Genomic DNA, 18,095 nt, shown 5'->3' on the forward strand with positions numbered 1-18,095 from the left:
CGCCCCGCACCCAGCACCTGCGCGGGCGCCGTGTTCGCCACCTGCGCCCCGCACCCTGCACCTGCGCGGCGAGAGGTACTGCACTCGTCGAAGGGAAGGAGCATCGCCGGCGTTCCGCGGCGTGTAAGGGTACGTTCGCTGAGCTCACGCGGGCGCAACCGGCAACCGGGGCCCGCGTTGCCGGGGGAAGCCCCCCGAGCAGACAAGGGGCGGGGTCAGCCGAGGGGCCAGGCGGTGCGGGCGATGAAGTCGGGGTCTTTGGTGCGGCGCATGTAGTCCTGGAAGGAGGTGGCCTGGTCGGCGAACCAGGCGGCCTGGGAGTGGTGGAGCTGGTGCTGGGACATGTCGAGCTCCGCAGCGTAGCGCGCGGCGAGGGACTGGGCGACGCGGCCGGCAGCGATGGCGTCGGCGCCCGCGTCGTGGGCGTCGAGGAGTTCGACCTCGTAGAAGGTGGCGGTGGCCTCCAGGGTGCGCTTTCCCCGGCGGTACCGGTCGAGGGCCTTGTCGATGACGAGGGGGTCGACGACCGGGATCGGCTCCCGAAGGGGAGTGATGCCGTGGCGGCGGGCCTCGCGGTCGAGCAGGGTGAGGTCGTAGGGGGCGTTGTAGATCACGATCGACAGGCCCTGGTCGAGGGCGTCGGTGAGGGCATCCACGATCTCGGCGACGACGTCTGTTGCGGCGCGGCCCTCGGCGACGGCGCGCTCAGTGCTGACGCCGTGGATGGCTGCGGCGCCGGCGGGGATGGGCACGCCGGGGTTCGCGATCCAGTCGTAGCGTGACTCGGTCGTGCCGGTGTGGTCGATGATGCTGACGTTGGCGGTGACGACGCGGCTGGTCTCGACGTCGATTCCGGTGGTCTCGAGGTCGAACACCGCGAGGCGGTGCGCCCACGTGGGCCAGTCGGGCAGGGGAGGCGCCAGGAGCGCGGTCGCCGAGCGGGAGGTGGCCGGCTCGTCGGCCCCCCGGGCATCCGGAACCGAACCGGCCGACCCGCCGTGAAGCAGCGGAACCCGGGGCCGATCGTTCAACACGTGCCGGCCGTGCGGCAGCACCTCGGACGGTTCGAGGTCGAACAGCGGCACGGAGACGGATTGCACGGGGTTGGTCACGGTGCGACTCTAGAACGATCCACTGACACTGGTGGGTCAGGCCGCCGCGAGCCGCAGAAGAGGGAGCGAAAGACGCCCACGCTCAGTACACCTCGACCCCGGCCTGGCCGATCCGCAGCCAGTAGAAGCTCTGCGTGGCGAGCGTCAGCGTGAGCGTGCCGTCGTCGCCGATCGTCGGGAACTCGCCGCCACCGAACAGGTCGCTGAGGCGCCGCCCGGCGAACTCCGGCAGTTGCAGCGTGACCGACACCGGGTTGTGCGCGAAACTGAACACACAGAGGATGCGCTCGGGCGCATCGCCCCACTGCGAGTCCGACCCGGCGTAGGAGCGCACGAACGACAGGATCGAGTCGTGGCTCGTCGGAACGATGTCGAGCGAGCCGAGGCCGAACGCCGGGTGCGCCTTGCGCACGTGGATCACGTTCCGCACCCAGTGCAGCATCGACCGCGACTGGGCCAGCTGCGACTCCACGTTCACGACCGTGTAGTTGTAGACGAGCGACTGCACGACAGGCAGGAACAGCTTGCCCGGGTCGGCTGTCGAGAAGCCCGCGTTGCGGTCGGGCGTCCACTGCATCGGCGTGCGCGACGAATCGCGGTCGGGCAGCCAGATGTTGTCGCCCATGCCGATCTCGTCGCCGTAGTAGAGGAACGGCGATCCCGAGAGTGAGAAGAGCAGGGCATGCGCGAGCTCGAGTTCTGCCCGCGAGTTGTCGAGCAGGGGAGCGAGGCGGCGCCGGATGCCGATGTTCGCCCTCATGCGCGGGTCGTAGGCATACCAGCCGTACATGGCCTGCCGGTACTCCTCGCTGACCATCTCGAGGGTCAGCTCGTCGTGGTTGCGGAGGAAGACGCCCCACCCGGCGCCCTCGGGAATGGCCGTGACGTCGGACAGTACGCGGATCAGCTCCGTCGCCGTCTGCGACCGGAGCGAGTAGAAGATGCGCGGCATCACCGGGAAGTCGAACGCCATGTGGCATTCGGGCTCCTCCTCGGTACCGAAGAATGCGGCCACTTCGCGCGGCCACTGGTTCGCCTCGGCGATCATGATGCGGCCGGGGTACTCCCGATCCACCATCTGTCGCAGCTTCGCGACGAACTCGTGCGTCTTGGGCTCGCCCTCGCCGTTGCCCTCTTCGCTCACATAGAGGTAGGGGATGGCGTCGAGGCGAAAGCCGTCGACGCCAAGGTCGAGCCAGAACCGCACGATCTCGAACATGGCCTCGTGCACGGCCGGGTTCTCGAAGTTCAGGTCGGGCTGGTGCGAGAAGAAGCGGTGCCAGAAGAACTGCCGCCGCACCGGGTCGAACGTCCAGTTCGACTCCTCCGTGTCGACGAAGATGATGCGCACGTTCTCGTACTTCGTGTCGGTGTCGCTCCAGACGTAGAAGTCGCCGTACGGCCCCTCTGGGTCGCTCCGCGATTGCTGGAACCACTCGTGCTGGTCGGAGGTGTGGTTCAGCGGCAGGTCGATCACGACGCGCATGTTGCGCTCGTGCGCCTTCGTCACCAGGTCTCTGAACTCGTCGATCGACCCGAATTCCGGCAGGATCGAGCGGTAGTCCGAGATGTCGTACCCGCCGTCGCGGAGCGGCGAGTCGAAGAACGGCGGCAACCACAGGCCGTCGATGCCGAGCCACTGCAGGTAGTCGAGCTTCGACACCAGGCCGGCGAGGTCGCCCGAGCCGTCACCGTTGCCGTCGACGAACGACCGGATCATCACCTCGTAGAAGACCGACCGTCGATACCACTGCGGGTCGAGGGTGAGACCGGGCAGTTGGATGGGGGCGGTGAAGCTCACAGAAGACCTTCCCTGAAGCGATCTCGGGTGGAACGAAAGCGGGTGCTGCCCACGCTAGTGCAGTTCGGCGTGGAGTTTCGAAGCAACGGGTCGTGGATGCCCGGGCCTAAGATTGGGGCGATGATTCCGCCTTCTCCCTACGCCCGCCAGCTTGCCGACCTCCCCGTGACCCGGCAGAGCATCGAGGTGCTCGGCGGGACGACTGAGCTCTGGACGTACGGCCCCGCAGCGGCCACCGCAGACGGCTCCGCAGACGCCCCCGCAGCAACCACGACGATCCTCCTCGTGCACGGCTTTCGCGGCGACCACCACGGCCTCGAACCCGTTGCCGCTCAGCTGCCCGGCTACCGCACCGTGCTGCCCGACCTGCCCGGCTTCGGCATCTCCACCCCGCTCGACGTCGACGGCGCGCTCGGGGTGCAGCACGACATCCACGGCTACTCGGCCTGGCTGCGGGAGCTGGTCGCCGAGCTGAGGCGCGACGCGGGCCCGTCCGAGCGCTTCGTCGTTCTCGGGCACTCCTTCGGGTCGATCATCGTCTCCGCCGCCCTCGCTGACGGCCTCGAGGTCGACGACGTGGTGCTGGTCAACCCGATCGCCGCCCCCGCCCTGAGCGGGCCCCGCGGCATCCTGACCCGTCTCGCCGTCTTCTACTACCGGGTGGGTGCCTGGCTGCCCGAGCGCCCCGGTTTTGCCTGGCTGCGTCTCGGAATCGTGACCCGATTCATCAGCATCACCATGACGAAGACGCGCGACAGGGCGCTCCGCCGGTGGATCCACGACCAGCACGACCAGTTCTTCGGCGCGTTCTCGAACCGCCGCGTGGTTCTCGACGCCTTCGAGGCGTCGGTGAGCAACGACGTCTCGGAGTACGCCTCGCGCATCACGCCGCCGACGCTGCTGATCGCCTCCGACAGCGACGACATCACGCCGGTCGCCGAGCAGCACACGCTGGTGGCGGCGATTCCGGATGCCCGGCTGGTCGTGCTCGAGGGCGTCGGTCATCTCGTGCACTACGAGATGCCGCGTGAGGCGGCCGCGGCGATCGAAACGTTCTTGGCCGAAGGGCGCGGCGAGAACAGCACGAGCAGTCTGGCCGAGGCCCGCCCGTGAAGATCGTCTTCGACTGCCGCTACACCCGCATCGGCCGGCACGACGGCATCAGCCGCTACACCGCCGGCCTCGTCACCGCCCTGGCCGAGCTGCATCCGGTCACCATGCTGATCAGTGACAGACGCCAGCTCGAGATGCTGCCCGACCTGCCGTTCGCCCTCGCAAGCGCCCCCACCAGCCCCCGTGAGCTCTTCGTCGCGCGCCAGGTCAACAAGCTCGACCCCGACGTCGTCTTCACCCCGATGCAGACCATGGGCACCGCGGGCCGGCGGTACCCGCTCGCCCTCACGGTGCACGACCTCATCTACTACTCCAACCCGACGCCGCCCCGCGAGTTCGCCTGGCCGCTCCGCCTGCTCTGGCGGCTCTACCACACGGCCTGGTGGCCGCAGCGGCTGCTGCTGAACCGCGCCGACGCGGTCGTCACCGTCTCGCACACCACGCAGGCCCTCGTCGAGAAGCACCACCTCACCACGAAGCCGATCGTCGTGGTGAGCAACGCCGCCGATGTGCTCGCCGCGGAGGGCGTTCCGACCGCCGGCGACAGCGGCCCGGTCGCCCGCGCCGCAGCGAAGTCGCTCGTCTACATGGGCTCGTTCATGCCCTACAAGAACGTCGAGACGCTCGTCGAGGCGATGCCTCTGCTCCCCGAGTACACGCTCCACCTCATGAGCAAAGTACGCCCGGCAGACCGCGCGCGTCTCCAGGCTCTGGCTCCGGATGCCCGGCTCGTCTTTCACGACGGCGCCTCCGACGCCGAGTACCTCGAGGTGATCGACAGCGCCACGGCACTGGTCACCGCCTCACTCGAGGAGGGTTTCGGCATCCCGCTCGTGGAGTCGATGAGCCGCTGCACGCCCGTCGTCGTGAGCGACATCCCGGTCTTTCGCGAGATCGGGGGAGACGCGGCGCTCTACTTCGATGCGACCGACCCCCGCGCGCTGGCCGATGCGGTGGAGCAGCTCGAAGACCCGAAGGAGTGGTTCCGCCGGTCGCTCGCGTCAAAGGATCGGGCCGAGACCTTCAGCTGGGCGTCGTCGGCTACTGCGCTTCTGGCGTTACTTGAAGAGCTAGCTCAGAGACCGGCTCGCCGTTGAACTCGTCGAGGCGCAACTCGCCGTCGGTGTAGCTGAAGTAGTGCACCGATCCGTTCGGGATGCGCTCGTCGGGCAGCGGGCGGTCACCGCCGGTGGCGTAGCGCACGAGGGACGAGATCACGCCGCCGTGGCAGACGACGACCAGCGATTCACCCGGACGGCTCTCGGCGATGCGGATGAGGGCCGCCCGAACCCGATCCTGAACCTCACGGTGCGTCTCGCGGCCCGGCACGACGATGTGCGAGGGGAACCGCTCGTGCAGCTCGCGGTAGTCCATGCCTTCTGCGTCGCCGTAGCGGCGTTCGACGAGCTCGGCGTCGACGGTCGGCTGGGGCAGCCCGAGCGCCGCGGCGATGATCTCGGCTGTCTCGCGGGCCCGGGAGAGCGGGCTGGTCAGCACCTCGTCGAAGTGCTCGCCGACCAGCGTCGCAGCCGTCTCGCGCGCTTCGGCCCGCCCCGTGTCGTTCAGCGGGATGTCGGTGCTGCCCTGGATGCGCTTGGCCAGGTTCCAGTCGGTCTGGCCGTGGCGAACGAGCGCGAGTCGGGTCATGCGTTCAGGGTATCAATCGTGCGGCCAGCGCCGTCAACGTCTCGGTGGTGCCGGCATCCAGCTTCACCGTCGCTCGCGAGTCGCCCTTCGTGTCGCCCCTGTTGATGATGACGATGGGCAACCGGCGACGGCGGGCCTGCTCGAGAAGGCGGATGCCCGAGTTCACCACGAGCGACGAGCCGGCGATGATCAGGGCCTCGGATGCCCGCACCAGGTCGCTCGCCTCGCCGAAGCGCTCCTTGGGGATGAACTCGCCGAAGAACACGACGTCGGGCTTCAGGATGCCGCCGCAGACCGTGCACACCGGAACCACGAAGTCGGCCCAGTTCGTGACCTCGGCGTCGCCGTCGGGGTTCACCGTCACGGCGTCGGGCTTGGTGATCCAGGGGTTGGCGGCGTCGATCGTGGCGCCGATGCTGTCGCGGGCGAACATCTGGCCGCAGTTCAGGCAGCGCACCCTGTCCATCGAGCCGTGCAGGTCGACCACGCGGTTCGAGCCGGCCCGAACGTGCAGGCCGTCGACGTTCTGCGTGACGATGCCCGTGACGACGCCGGCCTGCTCCATCGTGGCGAGCACGGCGTGCCCGATGTTCGGGCGGGCGGCGTCGAAGAGCTTCCAGCCGAGGTGGCTGCCGGCCCAGTAGCGCTTGCGGAAGTCGGCGTTCGCGAGGAACTGGTCGAAGGTCATCGGGTTGCGCTTCGGCGCACCCTCGCCGCGGTAGTCGGGAATGCCGGAGTCGGTGCTGACGCCGGCGCCGGTCAGCACGACGACACGCTTGCCGGCCAGGGCGTCGACGGCGGCGTCGAGCGCATCGGAGGACTCGGGGATGCCCGGCACACCCCGCTCGGATTCCGTCAGAGCCACGACCGCACCACCTTCGCGCGGGCTGTTCGTTCACACCGCACCCCTTGAGTCTAAGAGTTCTTGTTTTCGTAAATGTTTCCGGCGACTGGCAGAGTGGTGTTCCGTGCCCCTCATCCCGATCGACGACCTCTCCGACCCCGGGCTCGCCGACTACCGCGACCTGACCGATGTCGCCCTGCGACGGGTGAGCGAGCCGGCGGGCGGGCTGTACATCGCCGAGTCGGCGAAGGTCATCGAGCGTGCGCTGGCCGCCGGGCATGTGCCGCGATCGGTGCTCTGCGAGCAGAAGTGGGCGGCGGGCATCCAGAGCCTCGTCGCACCGGATGTGCCCGTCTACGTCGGGTCGTCTGCCCTGCTCGAGAGCCTCACGGGGTTCAATCTGCATCGCGGGGCGCTGGCCTCGATGCAGCGACCGGCCCTGCCGTCGGTGGCGTCTCTGCTGCAGGATGCCCGGCGAGTCGTCATTCTCGAAGACATCGTCGACCACACCAACGTGGGCGCGATCTTCCGTTCGGTCGCGGGTCTCGGCGCCGATGCCGTGCTGGTGACGCCGCGCTCGGCCGACCCGCTCTACCGGCGCAGCGTGCGCGTGTCGATGGGAACGGTGCTGCAGGTTCCGTGGACGCGGCTACCGGAGTGGGATGTCGCGGCGGGGCAGCTGCACGATGCGGGCTTCTCGATCGCGGCGCTGGCCCTCGCCGACGACGCCGTGACGCTCGATGCGTACGCGGCCTCGCCGCCTGCGCGGGTGGCGATCCTCGTCGGCACGGAGGGCGACGGGCTCTCACGGGCGGCGCTCTCGGCGGCGGACACGGTGGTGACGATCCCGATGCTGCACGGCGTGGACTCGCTGAACGTGGCGTCGGCGACCGCGGTCGCCCTCTGGGCGCTCCGCGTGCCCCCGTCCGCCGACTGACCCGGGCCGGCTGGCGCGCGGCGGACTCCGCCCGCCGCCCGACCTCGCCACCGCACGGCAGGCGGCTCGCGCGGGCGGCGGCGGGGGGCGTGCGGGGTCAGTCGGCGCGGTGCGCCAGCACGGGGCCGGCGGCGGGGCGCTTCGGCGCCAGCCCATCGCCCGAGGACTGGTGCCGCACCCGGCGCAGCACCCACGGCACGAAGTACTCGCGCGCCCACACCAGGTCTTCGGCGCGCGCCTGCCGCCAGCGCACGGCGGGCAGCGGTTCGGGGGAGTTCGGCTGCAGGTCGTTCGGCACGTTCAGCGCCGCGAGCACCGTTCGCGCGATCTCGTGGTGCCCGTAGGCGTTCAGGTGCAGGCGGTCGGGCGCCCACATCCCGGCGTTCTGGATCGCGCCGAGCCCCCACTGGTCGGCCACCACGAGGTCATACTTAGCCGCGATCGCGCGGATGTTCTCGTTGTAGATGGCGACTTTGCCCCGGATGCTCCGGAACACCGGCGAGAACCCCACATCCGTGCCCGTGAAGACCACGATGGTCGCGCCGCTCTCGCTGAGCCGGGCCATACCGGCGTCGAGCTGGGCCGCGATGCGGTCGGGGTCGGTTCCGGGCCGGATGATGTCGTTGCCGCCGGCCGAGATCGTGATCAGGTCGGGCTTCAGCTCCAGCGCCGGCTCCACCTGCTCCTCGAGGATCTGGCGGATGAGACGCCCACGAATAGCGAGGTTGGCATACGAGAAGTTGCCGTCGGCCTGGGCGCTCAGAACCTCCGCCACACGATCGGCCCAGCCACGGTGGCCGCCCTCGCTGCGCGGCTCGGGGTCGCCGATCCCTTCGGTGAAGGAGTCTCCGAGGGCGACGTAACGGCGCCAGGGGTGCGGTTCGGTCATGAGTAGTTCTCCTGCGACAAGTTTCCTGCCCTCCACCCTACGACTCGTGGGACGCCCGCGCCTCTGGTGGTCAGCGCGGGGCTGCGATGGCCGACACGGCGTCGCGCCAGAGATGCATGCCGAAGTAGCTCCGCCAGGGCGCGACGCGCTCCGCGAAACGCACGAGCTCGCGGCGCTCGGAGGGCAGGCCGAGAGCGGCGGCCCCCGCTCGCAGCGCGAGGTCGCCGTCGAGCAGGATGTCGGGGGCTCCGAGCACGCGCATCGCCACGTATCCGGCCGTCCACGGCCCGATGCCCGGCATCGCTTCGAGGCTCGCCATCAGTTCGGGCACGCTCCGGTCGCGGCCCAGAACGAGCGACCCGTCGGCGAGGGCGTCGGCCACGGCCAGGATCGTGCGCACCCGCGACGCCGGCCCCCGCACGACACCGACGCCGCCGGCGGAGAGCTGCGCGGCCGTCGGGAACAGCAGCGACAGGCCGGCGGGTGCGATGGCGGCCAGCCGGGCATCCAGCCGGTCGCCGAGCGCGGCTGCGAGCGTGCCCTGCACGGTGCGCGCCGCCTTCACAGAGACCTGCTGGCCGATGAGGGTGCGGAAGAGGGTCTCGTGCGGGTCGGTCGAGCCGGGCATCCGGATGCCCGGGGCCGCCGCCAGCGACGCCGCCAGTTCGGGCACCCTCCCGAGAGCCGCATCAATGGCGGGCGCGTCGGCGTCGAGGTCGTAGAGCCGGCCGATGGCGGCGGAAACGGCCGCGACCCCGCCTCCTGCCACGCCACCGTCTGCGGGCTCCGCGCCGGCGAACCACACGCGTCCGGTGACGCCGGCGGGCGAGGCACGCACCGCCACCACGGCCTGCGCCGCGCCGCCTGCGGAAGCCGCGGCCGCACCCGCAGCCGCACCCGGCACCGCCAGCGTGCGCCAGTACTCCCCGTCGACCACCGCCTCCACCCCCGCGACCGCGTGTGCCGCGAGGAAGCGCGTCACGCCCGCGTGGTCGAACGGCTGGCGCGCGGGCAGGGTGAAGGTGGCGGGGAGCACGTCCCATTCTCACCCCGCCCCGACCCCGGCAGCACCCCGCCAGAGCACCCGGCGGCCGGTTGGGCGAGCCGCGGCGCGAGCGGGTAGTGTGTCGGAAAGTGACTATTTCGCCTGCCTCCGGACGACCTGTCGGAACCTCTGCGGCCGAACACCTCTCCCCGAGCTTTCCCGAACGGGCCGCCTGGGGAACCGTCGGCAAACTGCGCGCCTGGCAGTCAGAGGCCCTCACCGCCTACTTCGAGCACGAGCCCCGCGACTTTCTCGCAGCCGCCACACCGGGCGCCGGCAAGACCACGTTCGCACTCCGGCTCGCCGCCGAACTGCTGGCACGCAAGACCGTCGACCGCATCACCGTCGTCGCCCCCACAGAGCACCTGAAGAAGCAGTGGGCCGACGCGGCGCACCGGGCGGGCATCCGGCTCGACCCCACCTTCAAGAACGCGCACGGCCGTCACGCCGCCCACTACCACGGCGTGGTCGTGACCTACGCTCAGGTCGCGACCCGGGCCGAGCTGCACCGCGATCTCACCCTGAGCGGTCGCACCCTCGTCATCCTCGACGAGGTGCACCACGGCGGTGACGCCCTCAGCTGGGGCGACGCGATCCGTGAGGCGTTCGAGCCCGCGACCCGGCGGCTCAGCCTCACCGGTACGCCGTTCCGCTCCGACACCGCCCCCATTCCGTTCGTGTCGTACCTGCCCGACGAGCACGGCATCCGCACCTCCCTCACCGACTACAACTACGGTTACGGCCGTGCCCTGAGAGACGGCGTCGTTCGGCCCGTGCTGTTCATGGTCTACGCCGGCCACATGCGCTGGCGCGACGGCGTGGGGGAGGAGATGGAGGCCCGGCTCGGCGAGGGCAACACGAAAGACATCACCTCGCAGGCCTGGCGTACCGCGCTCGACCCGAAGGGCGACTGGATACCGCAGGTACTGAAGGCCGCGGACCGTCGGCTGAGCGAGGTGCGCCAGTCGGTTCCGGATGCCGGTGGCCTCGTCATCGCGACCGACCACTATGCCGCCCGCGCCTACGCCGACGTTCTGGCAGAGATCACCGGCCAGCCGATCACGATCGTGCTGAGCGACGAGAAGGAGGCCAGCGACCGCATCGAGGAGTTCTCGAACTCGTCGAGACGCTGGATGGTCGCTGTTCGCATGGTGTCGGAGGGCGTCGACATCCCGCGCCTCTCCGTCGGCGTCTACGCGACCAGCGCGTCGACCCCGCTGTTCTTCGCCCAGGCGATCGGCCGCTTCGTGCGGGCCAGGCGCCGCGGGGAGACCGCATCCATCTTCCTGCCGAACGTGCCGAGCCTGATGGCCCTCGCCAACACGATGGAGATGGAACGCGACCACGCGCTCGACCGTCGCGAGACGGGTGACCCGGCCGTCGACATGTTCGCTCCCGAAGAGGACATGATGGATGCCGCGAACCGGCAGGAGAAGGCCTCAGACGCCCTGCAGCAGGAGTTCACGTTCGAGCCGATCTCCTCGCACGCGACCTTCGACATGGTCGTCTACGAGGGCGACGAATTCGGTGCAGAAGCGCTCGGCGGCAGCGACGAGGAGCTCGACTTCATCGGCATCCCGGGCCTGCTCGAACCCGACCAGGTGCGCGAGCTGCTGCAGCACCGGCAGGCCCGCCAGGCCAAGCGCAAGCACGAGCCCGGCTACACGGCACCCGAGGTGCAGACTCCGGATGCCGCACCCGCCGCTCCTCTCTACCGCACGCTGAAGGAGCAGCGGTCGCTGCTGAACAGTGTCGTCGGCATCTGGGCGAAGACGTCGGGGGAGCCGCACGGCCTCATCCACGCGGAACTCCGCCGGGTCTGCGGCGGGCCGGCGGTCGCCCAGGCGAGCGTCACGCAGCTGCAGGCGCGCATCCAGACCGTTCGCAAGTGGATCGGCACGCACTAGACATGCCCGCACCAGCTATGAAGGAGTCACGATGAAATACCTGAAACTCGGCGCGAGCGGCCTCGAGGTGTCGGCGATCACGCTCGGCTGCATGAGCTACGGCACCGCCAGCCGCGGCAACCACGACTGGACTCTCGACGAGGAGACCAGCAGGCCGTTCATCCGCCAGGCCCTCGACGCCGGAATCACCACGTTCGACACCGCGAACATCTACTCCGACGGCACGAGCGAGGAGTTCGTCGGTCGCGCCCTGAACGATTTCGCCTCGCGTGAAGACATCGTGATCGCCACCAAGGTGCACGGTGCGATGCGCCAGACCCCGAACGGCGGCGGCCTCAGCCGGGTGCACATCATGAACCAGATCGACGCGTCGCTCCGCCGGCTGGGCACCGACTACGTCGACCTGTACCAGATCCACCGGTGGGACGACAGCGTTCCGATCGAGGAGACGATGGAGGCACTGCACGACGTCGTGAAGGCGGGCAAGGCGCGCTACATCGGTGCGTCGTCCATGTTCGCGTGGCAGTTCGCGAAGGCCCAGTACACGGCCGACCTCGGCGGCTGGACCCGGTTCGTCTCGATGCAGGACCACTACAACCTGATCCAGCGCGAAGAAGAGCGCGAGATGCACCCGTTCTGCCTCGACCAGGGCGTCGGCGTGCTTCCATGGAGCCCGCTCGCCCGAGGGCGCCTCACCCGCCCCTGGGGCGAGCAGACCGCCCGCGACAGCTCCGACAATGTCAGCGCGAAGGTCTACGCCGGCACCGAGAGCGGTGATGAGCAGGTGTCGGATGCCGTGGCCTCCGTAGCCGCGAACCGCGGCGTCTCGCGGGCGCAGGTCGCCCTCGCCTGGGTGCGCCAGCAGCCGGCCGTCACCTCGCCGATCGTCGGCGCCACCAAGCCGCACCACCTCGAAGACGCGGTCGCATCCGTCGACCTCACCCTCACACCCGAAGAGCTCGAGACCCTCGAAGCTCCGTACCAGCCCCACGTACCGACAGGATTCTGAACACATGACAACCACCGTCAACGCCATCGCCGCGCCCTCCGCCACCGAGCCGCTTGTCAGAACGACCATCGAGCGCCGCGACGTCGGCGCGAAGGATGTGCTGATCGAGATCGCCTATTCGGGCATCTGCCACTCCGACATCCACACCGTGCGCGGCGAGTGGGGCCAGATCCAGTACCCGCAGGTCGTCGGGCATGAGATCGTCGGCGTCGTGACCGAGGTCGGCCCCGAGGTCACCCTGCACAAGGTCGGCGACCGCGTCGGCGTCGGCTGCATGGTCAACTCGTGCCGCGAGTGCGAGAACTGCCTGGCCGGTGCCGAGAACTACTGCCTGAAGGGCAACACCGGCACGTACACCGCGGTCGATCGCGACGGAACGATCACGCAGGGCGGCTACTCGACCCACATCGTGGTCGTCGAGGACTTCGTGCTGCGCGTTCCCGAGGCGATCCCCTACGAGAAGGCGGCGCCGCTGCTCTGCGCCGGCATCACCACCTACTCACCCCTCGCACACTGGAACGCCGGCCCCGGCAAGAAGGTCGCGGTCGTCGGTCTCGGCGGCCTCGGCCACATGGCGGTCAAGATCGCCCACGCCATGGGCGCCGAGGTCACGGTGCTCTCGCAGACGCTGTCGAAGAAGGAGGACGGGCTGCGCCTCGGCGCCGACCACTACTACGCGACCGGCGACCCCCAGACGTTCAAAGACCTGCGGAACAGCTTCGACCTGGTGATCAACACGGTCAGCGCGAAGATCGACCTGAACGCCTACCTGCGCCTTCTCTCGCTCGACGGCACGTTCGTGAGCGTGGGCGCGCCGCCCGAGCCGCTCGACGTGCAGGTGTTCACGCTGTTCAACAACCGTCGCTCGTTCGCGGGGTCGAGCATCGGCAGCATCGCAGAGACGCAGGAGATGCTCGACTTCTGCGCCGAGCACGGCATCGCGCCCGAGACCGAGCTGATTGAGGCGAGCGCAGACGCGGTCAACGAAGCCTACGAGCGGGTGCTGGCCTCCGACGTTCGCTACCGCTTCGTCATGGACATCACGACGCTCGCCGCCGCCTAGCGGCCGCGCTCCCGTTCTGCTCTCAGGCCGCGGGATCCACGATCACGATCGGGATCTCGCGGTCTGTCTTCGTCTGGTAGTCCGCGTAGTCGGGGTAGAGGCCGACCATCTTCTCCCAGAGCGCCGGCTTCTCCTCCGGCGTGGCCGTGCGGGCGGTGCCGCGGATGATGCGGCCCTTGTTCTGCACGACGACCTCGGGGTTCGCTTCGAGGTTCAGGTACCAGACCGGATGCTGCGGGGCACCGCCCATCGACGCCACCATGATCTGGCGGCCCTCGTCTTCGGCCCCGATCAGGCAGGTGCGTCGCCAGTCGCCGCTCTTTCGCCCCTGGGTGGTCAGCAGCACGAGGGGCGCACCGCCCGGGAACACGGGCTTCTCGCCGTCGGTGGCGAGGTATTCGGCGATCTGCTTCGCCACCCACTCCTGCTCGTTGTCGATCGGGTTCTCGGGGGAGGCCCCCGCCACGCTCTCAGTAGTCATACCTCAGCTTAAACACAAGAATGCCCCCAGCCGGAGCCGGGGGCATTCTCAAGAACCTGCCGTTTTAGAAGCGCGTGTCGCTTCTAAAACAATTTGCTACAGGCTGCGGATGTTCTCCGCCTGCGGGCCCTTCGGGCCCTGCGTCACGTCGAACTCGACGCGCTGGTTCTCGTCGAGCGACTTGTAGCCGTTCGACGCGATGGCCGAGTAGTGGGCGAAGACGTCGGGGCTGCCATCTTCGGGAGCGATGAAGCCGAAGCCTTTTTCAGCGTTAAACCATTTGACGGTACCAATTGCCATGTTAAAACTCCTCCAGGAGCGTTCTATACGGACCCGACTGCCGGATCCTTGAGAGCGCGGTGCCTGTCATCCATCTTTCAAGCGCAATGGGCAACGGGGCTTGGCCGCGAGCATTCAGAACTGCGAGGCACAGCAACTTCGTGTTAAACACTACCCCAGTCGTGGGGAAAAGAAGAACGGGATTGCGACGTGTGTCGCAATCCCGTTTCATCTGATAGTGAACTTCTGTGTCCGAAAGGGGACTTGAACCCCTACGCCCATAACAGGCACTAGCACCTCAAGCTAGCGCGTCTACCATTTCCGCCACCCGGACAGGTGATGCCGAACCCCTCCAGGAGGAGAACAACAAGGTAAGACATTAGCACGTCTCGAAGCACCCGAAAACGCACCGCCTCGTCGGTGGCTGCCGGTAGCGTGTTCGACATGACCTCGACGAGCGATCCCGCCCTTGACCGCACCGCCCACCTCACCCGCGACCTGATCCGGTTCGATTCCAGCAACTACGGTGACGGTAAGTCCAACGGCGAGACCGAGGCCGCCCAGTATGTCGAGGCAGAGCTGTCGGCGCTCGGTCTGAAGCCGCAGCTGTTCGACGCCGCCCCGGGGCGCACCTCCGTCGTCGCGCGCGTCGAAGGCGCGAACCCCGACGCTCCCGCCCTCGTCGTGCACGGTCATCTCGACGTCGTTCCCGCGATCGCCGAGGACTGGTCGGTCGACCCGTTCGGCGGGGAGATCAAAGACGGCATGATCTGGGGCCGGGGCGCGGTCGACATGAAGAACATGGATGCGATGATCCTCAGCGCCCTGGGCGAGATCCTGGGCTCCGGTCGCCAGCCCGCCCGAGACCTCGTCGTGGCGTTCTTCGCCGACGAGGAGGCCGGTGGGGTGCTCGGCTCGCACTACATGGTCGACGAGCATCCAGAACTCTTCGACGGCGCAACCGAAGCGATCAGCGAGGTCGGCGGCTACTCGATCGACCTCGCGGGGCAGCGCGCCTATCTGGTGCAGACGGGGGAGAAGGCCCTCATCTGGATCAAGCTCATCGCGCGGGGCCGCGCCGGCCACGGTTCGCAGATCAACTCCGAGAACGCGATCACCCGGCTCGCGGGCGCCGTCGCCCGCATCGGCAGCCAGGAGTGGCCCGTGCGGCTCACGAAGACCACCCGCCAGCTGCTCGACAGGGTCGCCGGCATCCTGGGGCAGGATCCGCAGCAGGTCAGCGCCGAGGAGCTCGCGGTGGCGACCGGCACGGCGAGCCGGTTCATCTCGGCGACCCTCCGCGCGACGACCAATCCGACCATGCTCGACGCCGGCTACAAGGTGAACGTCATTCCCGACCGGGCGGAGGCGCGGATGGATGTCCGCGTGCTGCCGGGCGACGAGGTCGAGGTGATGGCGCGCATCCGCGAGCTGGCCGGGCCCGACGTCGAGGTGGTCGTGATGCACGAAGACATTGGGCTCGAGACGGCGTTCGAAGGCGCGCTCGTCGACCAGATGATCGACAGCCTGAACCGCTTCGACCCGGGCGCAGAGGTGCTGCCCTACCTGCTGTCTGCGGGCACCGACAACAAGGCGCTGAGCATGCTGGGCATCAGGGGCTACGGGTTCGCGCCTCTTCGACTGCCCGCCGATCTCGACTTCCCCGCCCTGTTCCACGGCGTTGACGAGAGGGTGCCGCTCGACGCGTTAGTCTTTGGCACAGACGTTCTGACCGACCTGTTGCTGCGCTACTGACCACTCGTGCGGTGCCCCTCTGAGGCACCGCGCAGCAGCCGATCACCCTAGAGAGTGTGTGCATGGAATTCCTTCAAGCGATCATCCTCGGCCTCGTGCAGGGCCTCACGGAGTTCCTTCCGATCTCGTCGAGCGCCCACATCAAGATCGTGGGCGAGCTCATCGGCACCGGTGGCGACCCGGGTGCGGCGTTCACCGCGATCATCCAGCTCGGCACCGAGGCGGCCGTGCTCGTCTTCTTCTGGCGCGATGTCGTGCGCATCGTGTCGCAGTGGGCCAGATCGCTCGTCGGTCGCGTTCCGCGGAACGATCCCGATGCCCGGATGGGCTGGCTCATCATCATCGGCAGCATCCCGATCATCGTGCTCGGCCTCTTCTTCCAGGACCAGATCGAGACCACCTTCCGATCGCTCTGGATCGTCGCGACCACCCTCATCGTCTTCGGCATCCTGCTCGGCATCGCCGACGCGGTGGGCTCGAAGAAGCGCCGGCTGAAGGAGATCACCTACCCGAGCGGCATCGTCTTCGGCCTCGCCCAGGCGCTCGCCCTCATCCCGGGCGTCTCCCGCTCGGGCGGCACGATCACCGCCGGCCTCTTCATGGGCTTCGAACGCAAGGCCGCCGCTCGGTACTCCTTCCTGCTCGCCATGCCGGCTGTCTTCGGCAGCGGCCTGTTCCAGCTCTACAAGAGCATCAAGGAACCCTGCGACGCCGTCGCGGCCGGGTGCACCCCCGAGGTGTTCAACGGCCTGGAGACCGGCGTGGCGACCGTGGTCGCCTTCGTCGTCGGCCTGGTCGTCATCGCCTTCTTCATGAACTACATCTCGCGCCGCAGTTTTCTCCCGTTCGTGATCTACCGCATCGCGCTCGGCATCGTGCTGATCGTGCTGCTGTCGACGAACACGATCGCGGCCTGATGCGCTCCTGGCACGAACCGGCCGTTCCCGGCTTGCCCGGCCGGGGTCAGGTTCCCCGCCTCTACAACCAGCAGAGCGACGAGCTCGAAGAGGCGACCGGCAGAGATGGCACGGCCGGCCTCTACGTCTGCGGTATCACGCCGTACGACGCGACCCACCTCGGCCATGCCTCGACGTACCTCGCTTTCGACACCCTGAACCGGGTGTGGCGGGATGCCGGCCTCACAGTCTCGTACACCCAGAACGTCACCGACATCGACGACCCGCTGCTCGAGCGCGCGACCGCGACAGGGGTGGACTGGCGGGAGCTCGCGGCCTCGCAGACCGACCTCTTCCGCAGCGACATGGAGGCGCTCCGCGTCATCCCGCCGGCGAACTACATCGCGGTGACCGAAGTGATCGACGAGATCGGCCGTGCCGTCGCCGAGCTCGTGGAAGCCGGCTTCGCCTACGGAGTACCGACCCCCGATGCGTCGAACGGCGACGCGCAGGATGTCTACTTCGACGCTGCCCGCGCCGCAGAGGCGACGAGCTGGTTCCTCGGCCTCGAGAGCCGCTACGACGACGCGACCATGCTCGAACTCTTCGCCCAGCGCGGGGGAGACCCCGACCGTGCCGGCAAGCGCAACCCACTCGACCCGCTGCTCTGGCGTGTCGCCCGCGACGGCGAACCCCAGTGGCCCTCGGCCGTCGGGGCGGGCCGCCCGGGCTGGCACATCGAGTGCGCGGTCATCGCCCTGAAGTACATCGGCCGCGACTTCGCCGTTCAGGGCGGCGGCGCCGACCTGATCTTCCCGCACCACGAGTTCAGCGCGGCACACGCCACGGCGCTGACCGGCGAACCCTTCGCGTCGATCCACGCGCACGCCGGCATGGTGGCGTACGAGGGCGAGAAGATGTCGAAGTCCCTCGGCAATCTGGTGCTGGTGTCGAGGCTGCGGGCCGCGGGAGTGGATGCCCGCGCCATCCGTCTCGCCCTGCTGGCGCACCACTACCGGAGTGACTGGGAGTACACCGACGCCGACCTCGAACGCGCGAACGGCCGCCTGTCTCGCTGGAGCACGGCCGCGCACTCAGCAGCGTCGGTCTCGAACGCGACCCCGGCCGGCGGCGATTCAGCCGGTGAGCGGGATGCCGCGGAGCTGCTCGAACGCCTCCGCACCGCCCTCGCCGACGACCTCGACACCCCGCGGGCCCTCGCCGTGCTCGACGGGTGGTTCGACGACGCCGACGCCGTACCCGGCACCGTCGTGGATGCGATCGACGCCCTGCTGGGCATCCGCCTGACCGACTGAG

At 68.8% G+C, this 18,095-nt stretch carries 17 protein-coding genes and 1 tRNA gene; 9 read left to right on the forward strand and 9 right to left on the reverse strand.

From position 1 onward, the window contains the following. Positions 1-215 precede the first annotated feature (215 nt). A complete protein-coding gene (locus tag C5B96_RS05500; RefSeq protein WP_369826444.1) occupies positions 216-1,112 on the reverse strand; it encodes an exonuclease domain-containing protein in 897 nt (298 codons plus the stop codon). A gap of 82 nt (positions 1,113-1,194) precedes the next feature. Further along, entirely contained in the window at positions 1,195-2,913 is a 1,719-nt protein-coding gene (treS, locus tag C5B96_RS05505) for a maltose alpha-D-glucosyltransferase (protein WP_104243749.1), read from the reverse strand. 120 nt (positions 2,914-3,033) lie between these two features. On the opposite strand from treS, the gene C5B96_RS05510 reads away from it, so the two are divergent. Further along, complete coding sequence (locus C5B96_RS05510) at positions 3,034-4,026, forward strand: alpha/beta fold hydrolase (protein WP_104243751.1); 993 nt, start codon at positions 3,034-3,036, stop codon at positions 4,024-4,026. Continuing rightward, the gene (locus C5B96_RS05515) at positions 4,023-5,123 is read left to right on the forward strand and encodes a glycosyltransferase family 1 protein (RefSeq protein WP_104243752.1); all 1,101 of its coding nucleotides are present in this window, start codon (positions 4,023-4,025) and stop codon (positions 5,121-5,123) included. The genes C5B96_RS05510 and C5B96_RS05515 overlap by 4 nt, the downstream gene beginning before the upstream one ends. Here the strand turns inward: C5B96_RS05515 and C5B96_RS05520 are convergent. Then, positions 5,068-5,673, reverse strand: coding sequence for a histidine phosphatase family protein (locus C5B96_RS05520; RefSeq protein WP_104243754.1), 606 nt, complete (start codon positions 5,671-5,673; stop codon positions 5,068-5,070). The genes C5B96_RS05515 and C5B96_RS05520 overlap by 56 nt on opposite strands. A gap of 4 nt (positions 5,674-5,677) precedes the next feature. After that, positions 5,678-6,532 carry a Sir2 family NAD-dependent protein deacetylase gene (locus C5B96_RS05525; protein ID WP_233189036.1) on the reverse strand — a complete coding sequence of 285 codons (855 nt, stop codon included), beginning with the start codon at positions 6,530-6,532 and terminating at the stop codon, positions 5,678-5,680. 109 nt (positions 6,533-6,641) lie between these two features. On the opposite strand from C5B96_RS05525, the gene C5B96_RS05530 reads away from it, so the two are divergent. Beyond that, positions 6,642-7,454, forward strand: a complete 813-nt coding sequence (locus C5B96_RS05530) for an RNA methyltransferase (protein ID WP_104243756.1) — start codon at positions 6,642-6,644, stop codon at positions 7,452-7,454. Between the two features lie 97 nt (positions 7,455-7,551). On the opposite strand, the gene C5B96_RS05535 is transcribed toward C5B96_RS05530, so the two are convergent. Further along, positions 7,552-8,343, reverse strand: a complete 792-nt coding sequence (locus tag C5B96_RS05535; RefSeq protein WP_104243758.1) for an SGNH/GDSL hydrolase family protein — start codon at positions 8,341-8,343, stop codon at positions 7,552-7,554. Positions 8,344-8,413: 70 nt separating this feature from the next. Further along, a complete protein-coding gene (locus C5B96_RS05540) occupies positions 8,414-9,379 on the reverse strand; it encodes an AlkA N-terminal domain-containing protein (RefSeq protein ID WP_104243760.1) in 966 nt (321 codons plus the stop codon). Between the two features lie 98 nt (positions 9,380-9,477). Between C5B96_RS05540 and C5B96_RS05545 the strand changes: the two genes are divergently transcribed. Genes C5B96_RS05545 through C5B96_RS05555 form a run of 3 tightly spaced genes read left to right on the forward strand, consistent with a single transcriptional unit; the run spans position 9,478 to position 13,367 of the window. Next, a complete protein-coding gene (locus tag C5B96_RS05545; RefSeq protein WP_233189019.1) occupies positions 9,478-11,295 on the forward strand; it encodes a DEAD/DEAH box helicase in 1,818 nt (605 codons plus the stop codon). A 31-nt stretch (positions 11,296-11,326) separates the two neighbouring features. After that, positions 11,327-12,304 (forward strand): aldo/keto reductase, encoded by a 978-nt coding sequence (locus tag C5B96_RS05550; RefSeq protein WP_104243762.1) that lies wholly within the window; start codon positions 11,327-11,329, stop codon positions 12,302-12,304. A gap of 4 nt (positions 12,305-12,308) precedes the next feature. After that, complete coding sequence (locus C5B96_RS05555; RefSeq protein ID WP_104243764.1) at positions 12,309-13,367, forward strand: NAD(P)-dependent alcohol dehydrogenase; 1,059 nt, start codon at positions 12,309-12,311, stop codon at positions 13,365-13,367. A 22-nt stretch (positions 13,368-13,389) separates the two neighbouring features. Here the strand turns inward: C5B96_RS05555 and C5B96_RS05560 are convergent, their stop codons facing one another. The 3 genes from C5B96_RS05560 to C5B96_RS05570 all read right to left on the reverse strand — a co-directional run bounded on the left by C5B96_RS05560 (position 13,390) and on the right by C5B96_RS05570 (position 14,461). Beyond that, the gene (locus C5B96_RS05560; protein ID WP_104243766.1) at positions 13,390-13,848 is read right to left on the reverse strand and encodes a nitroreductase family deazaflavin-dependent oxidoreductase; all 459 of its coding nucleotides are present in this window, start codon (positions 13,846-13,848) and stop codon (positions 13,390-13,392) included. A 96-nt stretch (positions 13,849-13,944) separates the two neighbouring features. Continuing rightward, a complete protein-coding gene (locus C5B96_RS05565) occupies positions 13,945-14,148 on the reverse strand; it encodes a cold-shock protein (RefSeq protein WP_104243768.1) in 204 nt (67 codons plus the stop codon). A 228-nt stretch (positions 14,149-14,376) separates the two neighbouring features. Further along, a tRNA-Leu gene (locus C5B96_RS05570) sits at positions 14,377-14,461 on the reverse strand. Between the two features lie 110 nt (positions 14,462-14,571). On the opposite strand from C5B96_RS05570, the gene C5B96_RS05575 reads away from it, so the two are divergent. From C5B96_RS05575 to mshC, 3 genes are all read left to right on the forward strand, one after another. Beyond that, complete coding sequence (locus C5B96_RS05575; RefSeq protein WP_104244035.1) at positions 14,572-15,882, forward strand: M20/M25/M40 family metallo-hydrolase; 1,311 nt, start codon at positions 14,572-14,574, stop codon at positions 15,880-15,882. A gap of 62 nt (positions 15,883-15,944) precedes the next feature. Continuing rightward, the gene (locus tag C5B96_RS05580) at positions 15,945-16,799 is read left to right on the forward strand and encodes an undecaprenyl-diphosphate phosphatase (protein WP_104243770.1); all 855 of its coding nucleotides are present in this window, start codon (positions 15,945-15,947) and stop codon (positions 16,797-16,799) included. Then, complete coding sequence (mshC, locus tag C5B96_RS05585) at positions 16,799-18,094, forward strand: cysteine--1-D-myo-inosityl 2-amino-2-deoxy-alpha-D-glucopyranoside ligase (RefSeq protein ID WP_104243772.1); 1,296 nt, start codon at positions 16,799-16,801, stop codon at positions 18,092-18,094. Before C5B96_RS05580 ends, mshC begins: the two co-directional genes overlap by 1 nt. Position 18,095 lies beyond the last annotated feature (1 nt).

It is taken from the genome of Subtercola sp. Z020, from assembly GCF_002931235.1.
Lineage (GTDB): Bacteria > Actinomycetota > Actinomycetes > Actinomycetales > Microbacteriaceae > Subtercola.

Bases quoted from the DNA above. Each gene is read 5' to 3' on its own strand.
- C5B96_RS05510 (WP_104243751.1), top strand. From the start codon at position 3,034: ATGATTCCGCCTTCTCCCTACGCCCGCCAGCTTGCCGACCTCCCCGTG.
- C5B96_RS05520 (WP_104243754.1), bottom strand. From the start codon at position 5,673: ATGACCCGACTCGCGCTCGTTCGCCACGGCCAGACCGACTGGAACCTG.
- C5B96_RS05535 (WP_104243758.1), bottom strand. From the start codon at position 8,343: ATGACCGAACCGCACCCCTGGCGCCGTTACGTCGCCCTCGGAGACTCC.
- C5B96_RS05550 (WP_104243762.1), top strand. From the start codon at position 11,327: ATGAAATACCTGAAACTCGGCGCGAGCGGCCTCGAGGTGTCGGCGATC.
- C5B96_RS05555 (WP_104243764.1), top strand. From the start codon at position 12,309: ATGACAACCACCGTCAACGCCATCGCCGCGCCCTCCGCCACCGAGCCG.
- C5B96_RS05560 (WP_104243766.1), bottom strand. From the start codon at position 13,848: ATGACTACTGAGAGCGTGGCGGGGGCCTCCCCCGAGAACCCGATCGAC.
- C5B96_RS05565 (WP_104243768.1), bottom strand. From the start codon at position 14,148: ATGGCAATTGGTACCGTCAAATGGTTTAACGCTGAAAAAGGCTTCGGC.
- C5B96_RS05575 (WP_104244035.1), top strand. From the start codon at position 14,572: ATGACCTCGACGAGCGATCCCGCCCTTGACCGCACCGCCCACCTCACC.
- C5B96_RS05580 (WP_104243770.1), top strand. From the start codon at position 15,945: ATGGAATTCCTTCAAGCGATCATCCTCGGCCTCGTGCAGGGCCTCACG.
- mshC (WP_104243772.1), top strand. From the start codon at position 16,799: ATGCGCTCCTGGCACGAACCGGCCGTTCCCGGCTTGCCCGGCCGGGGT.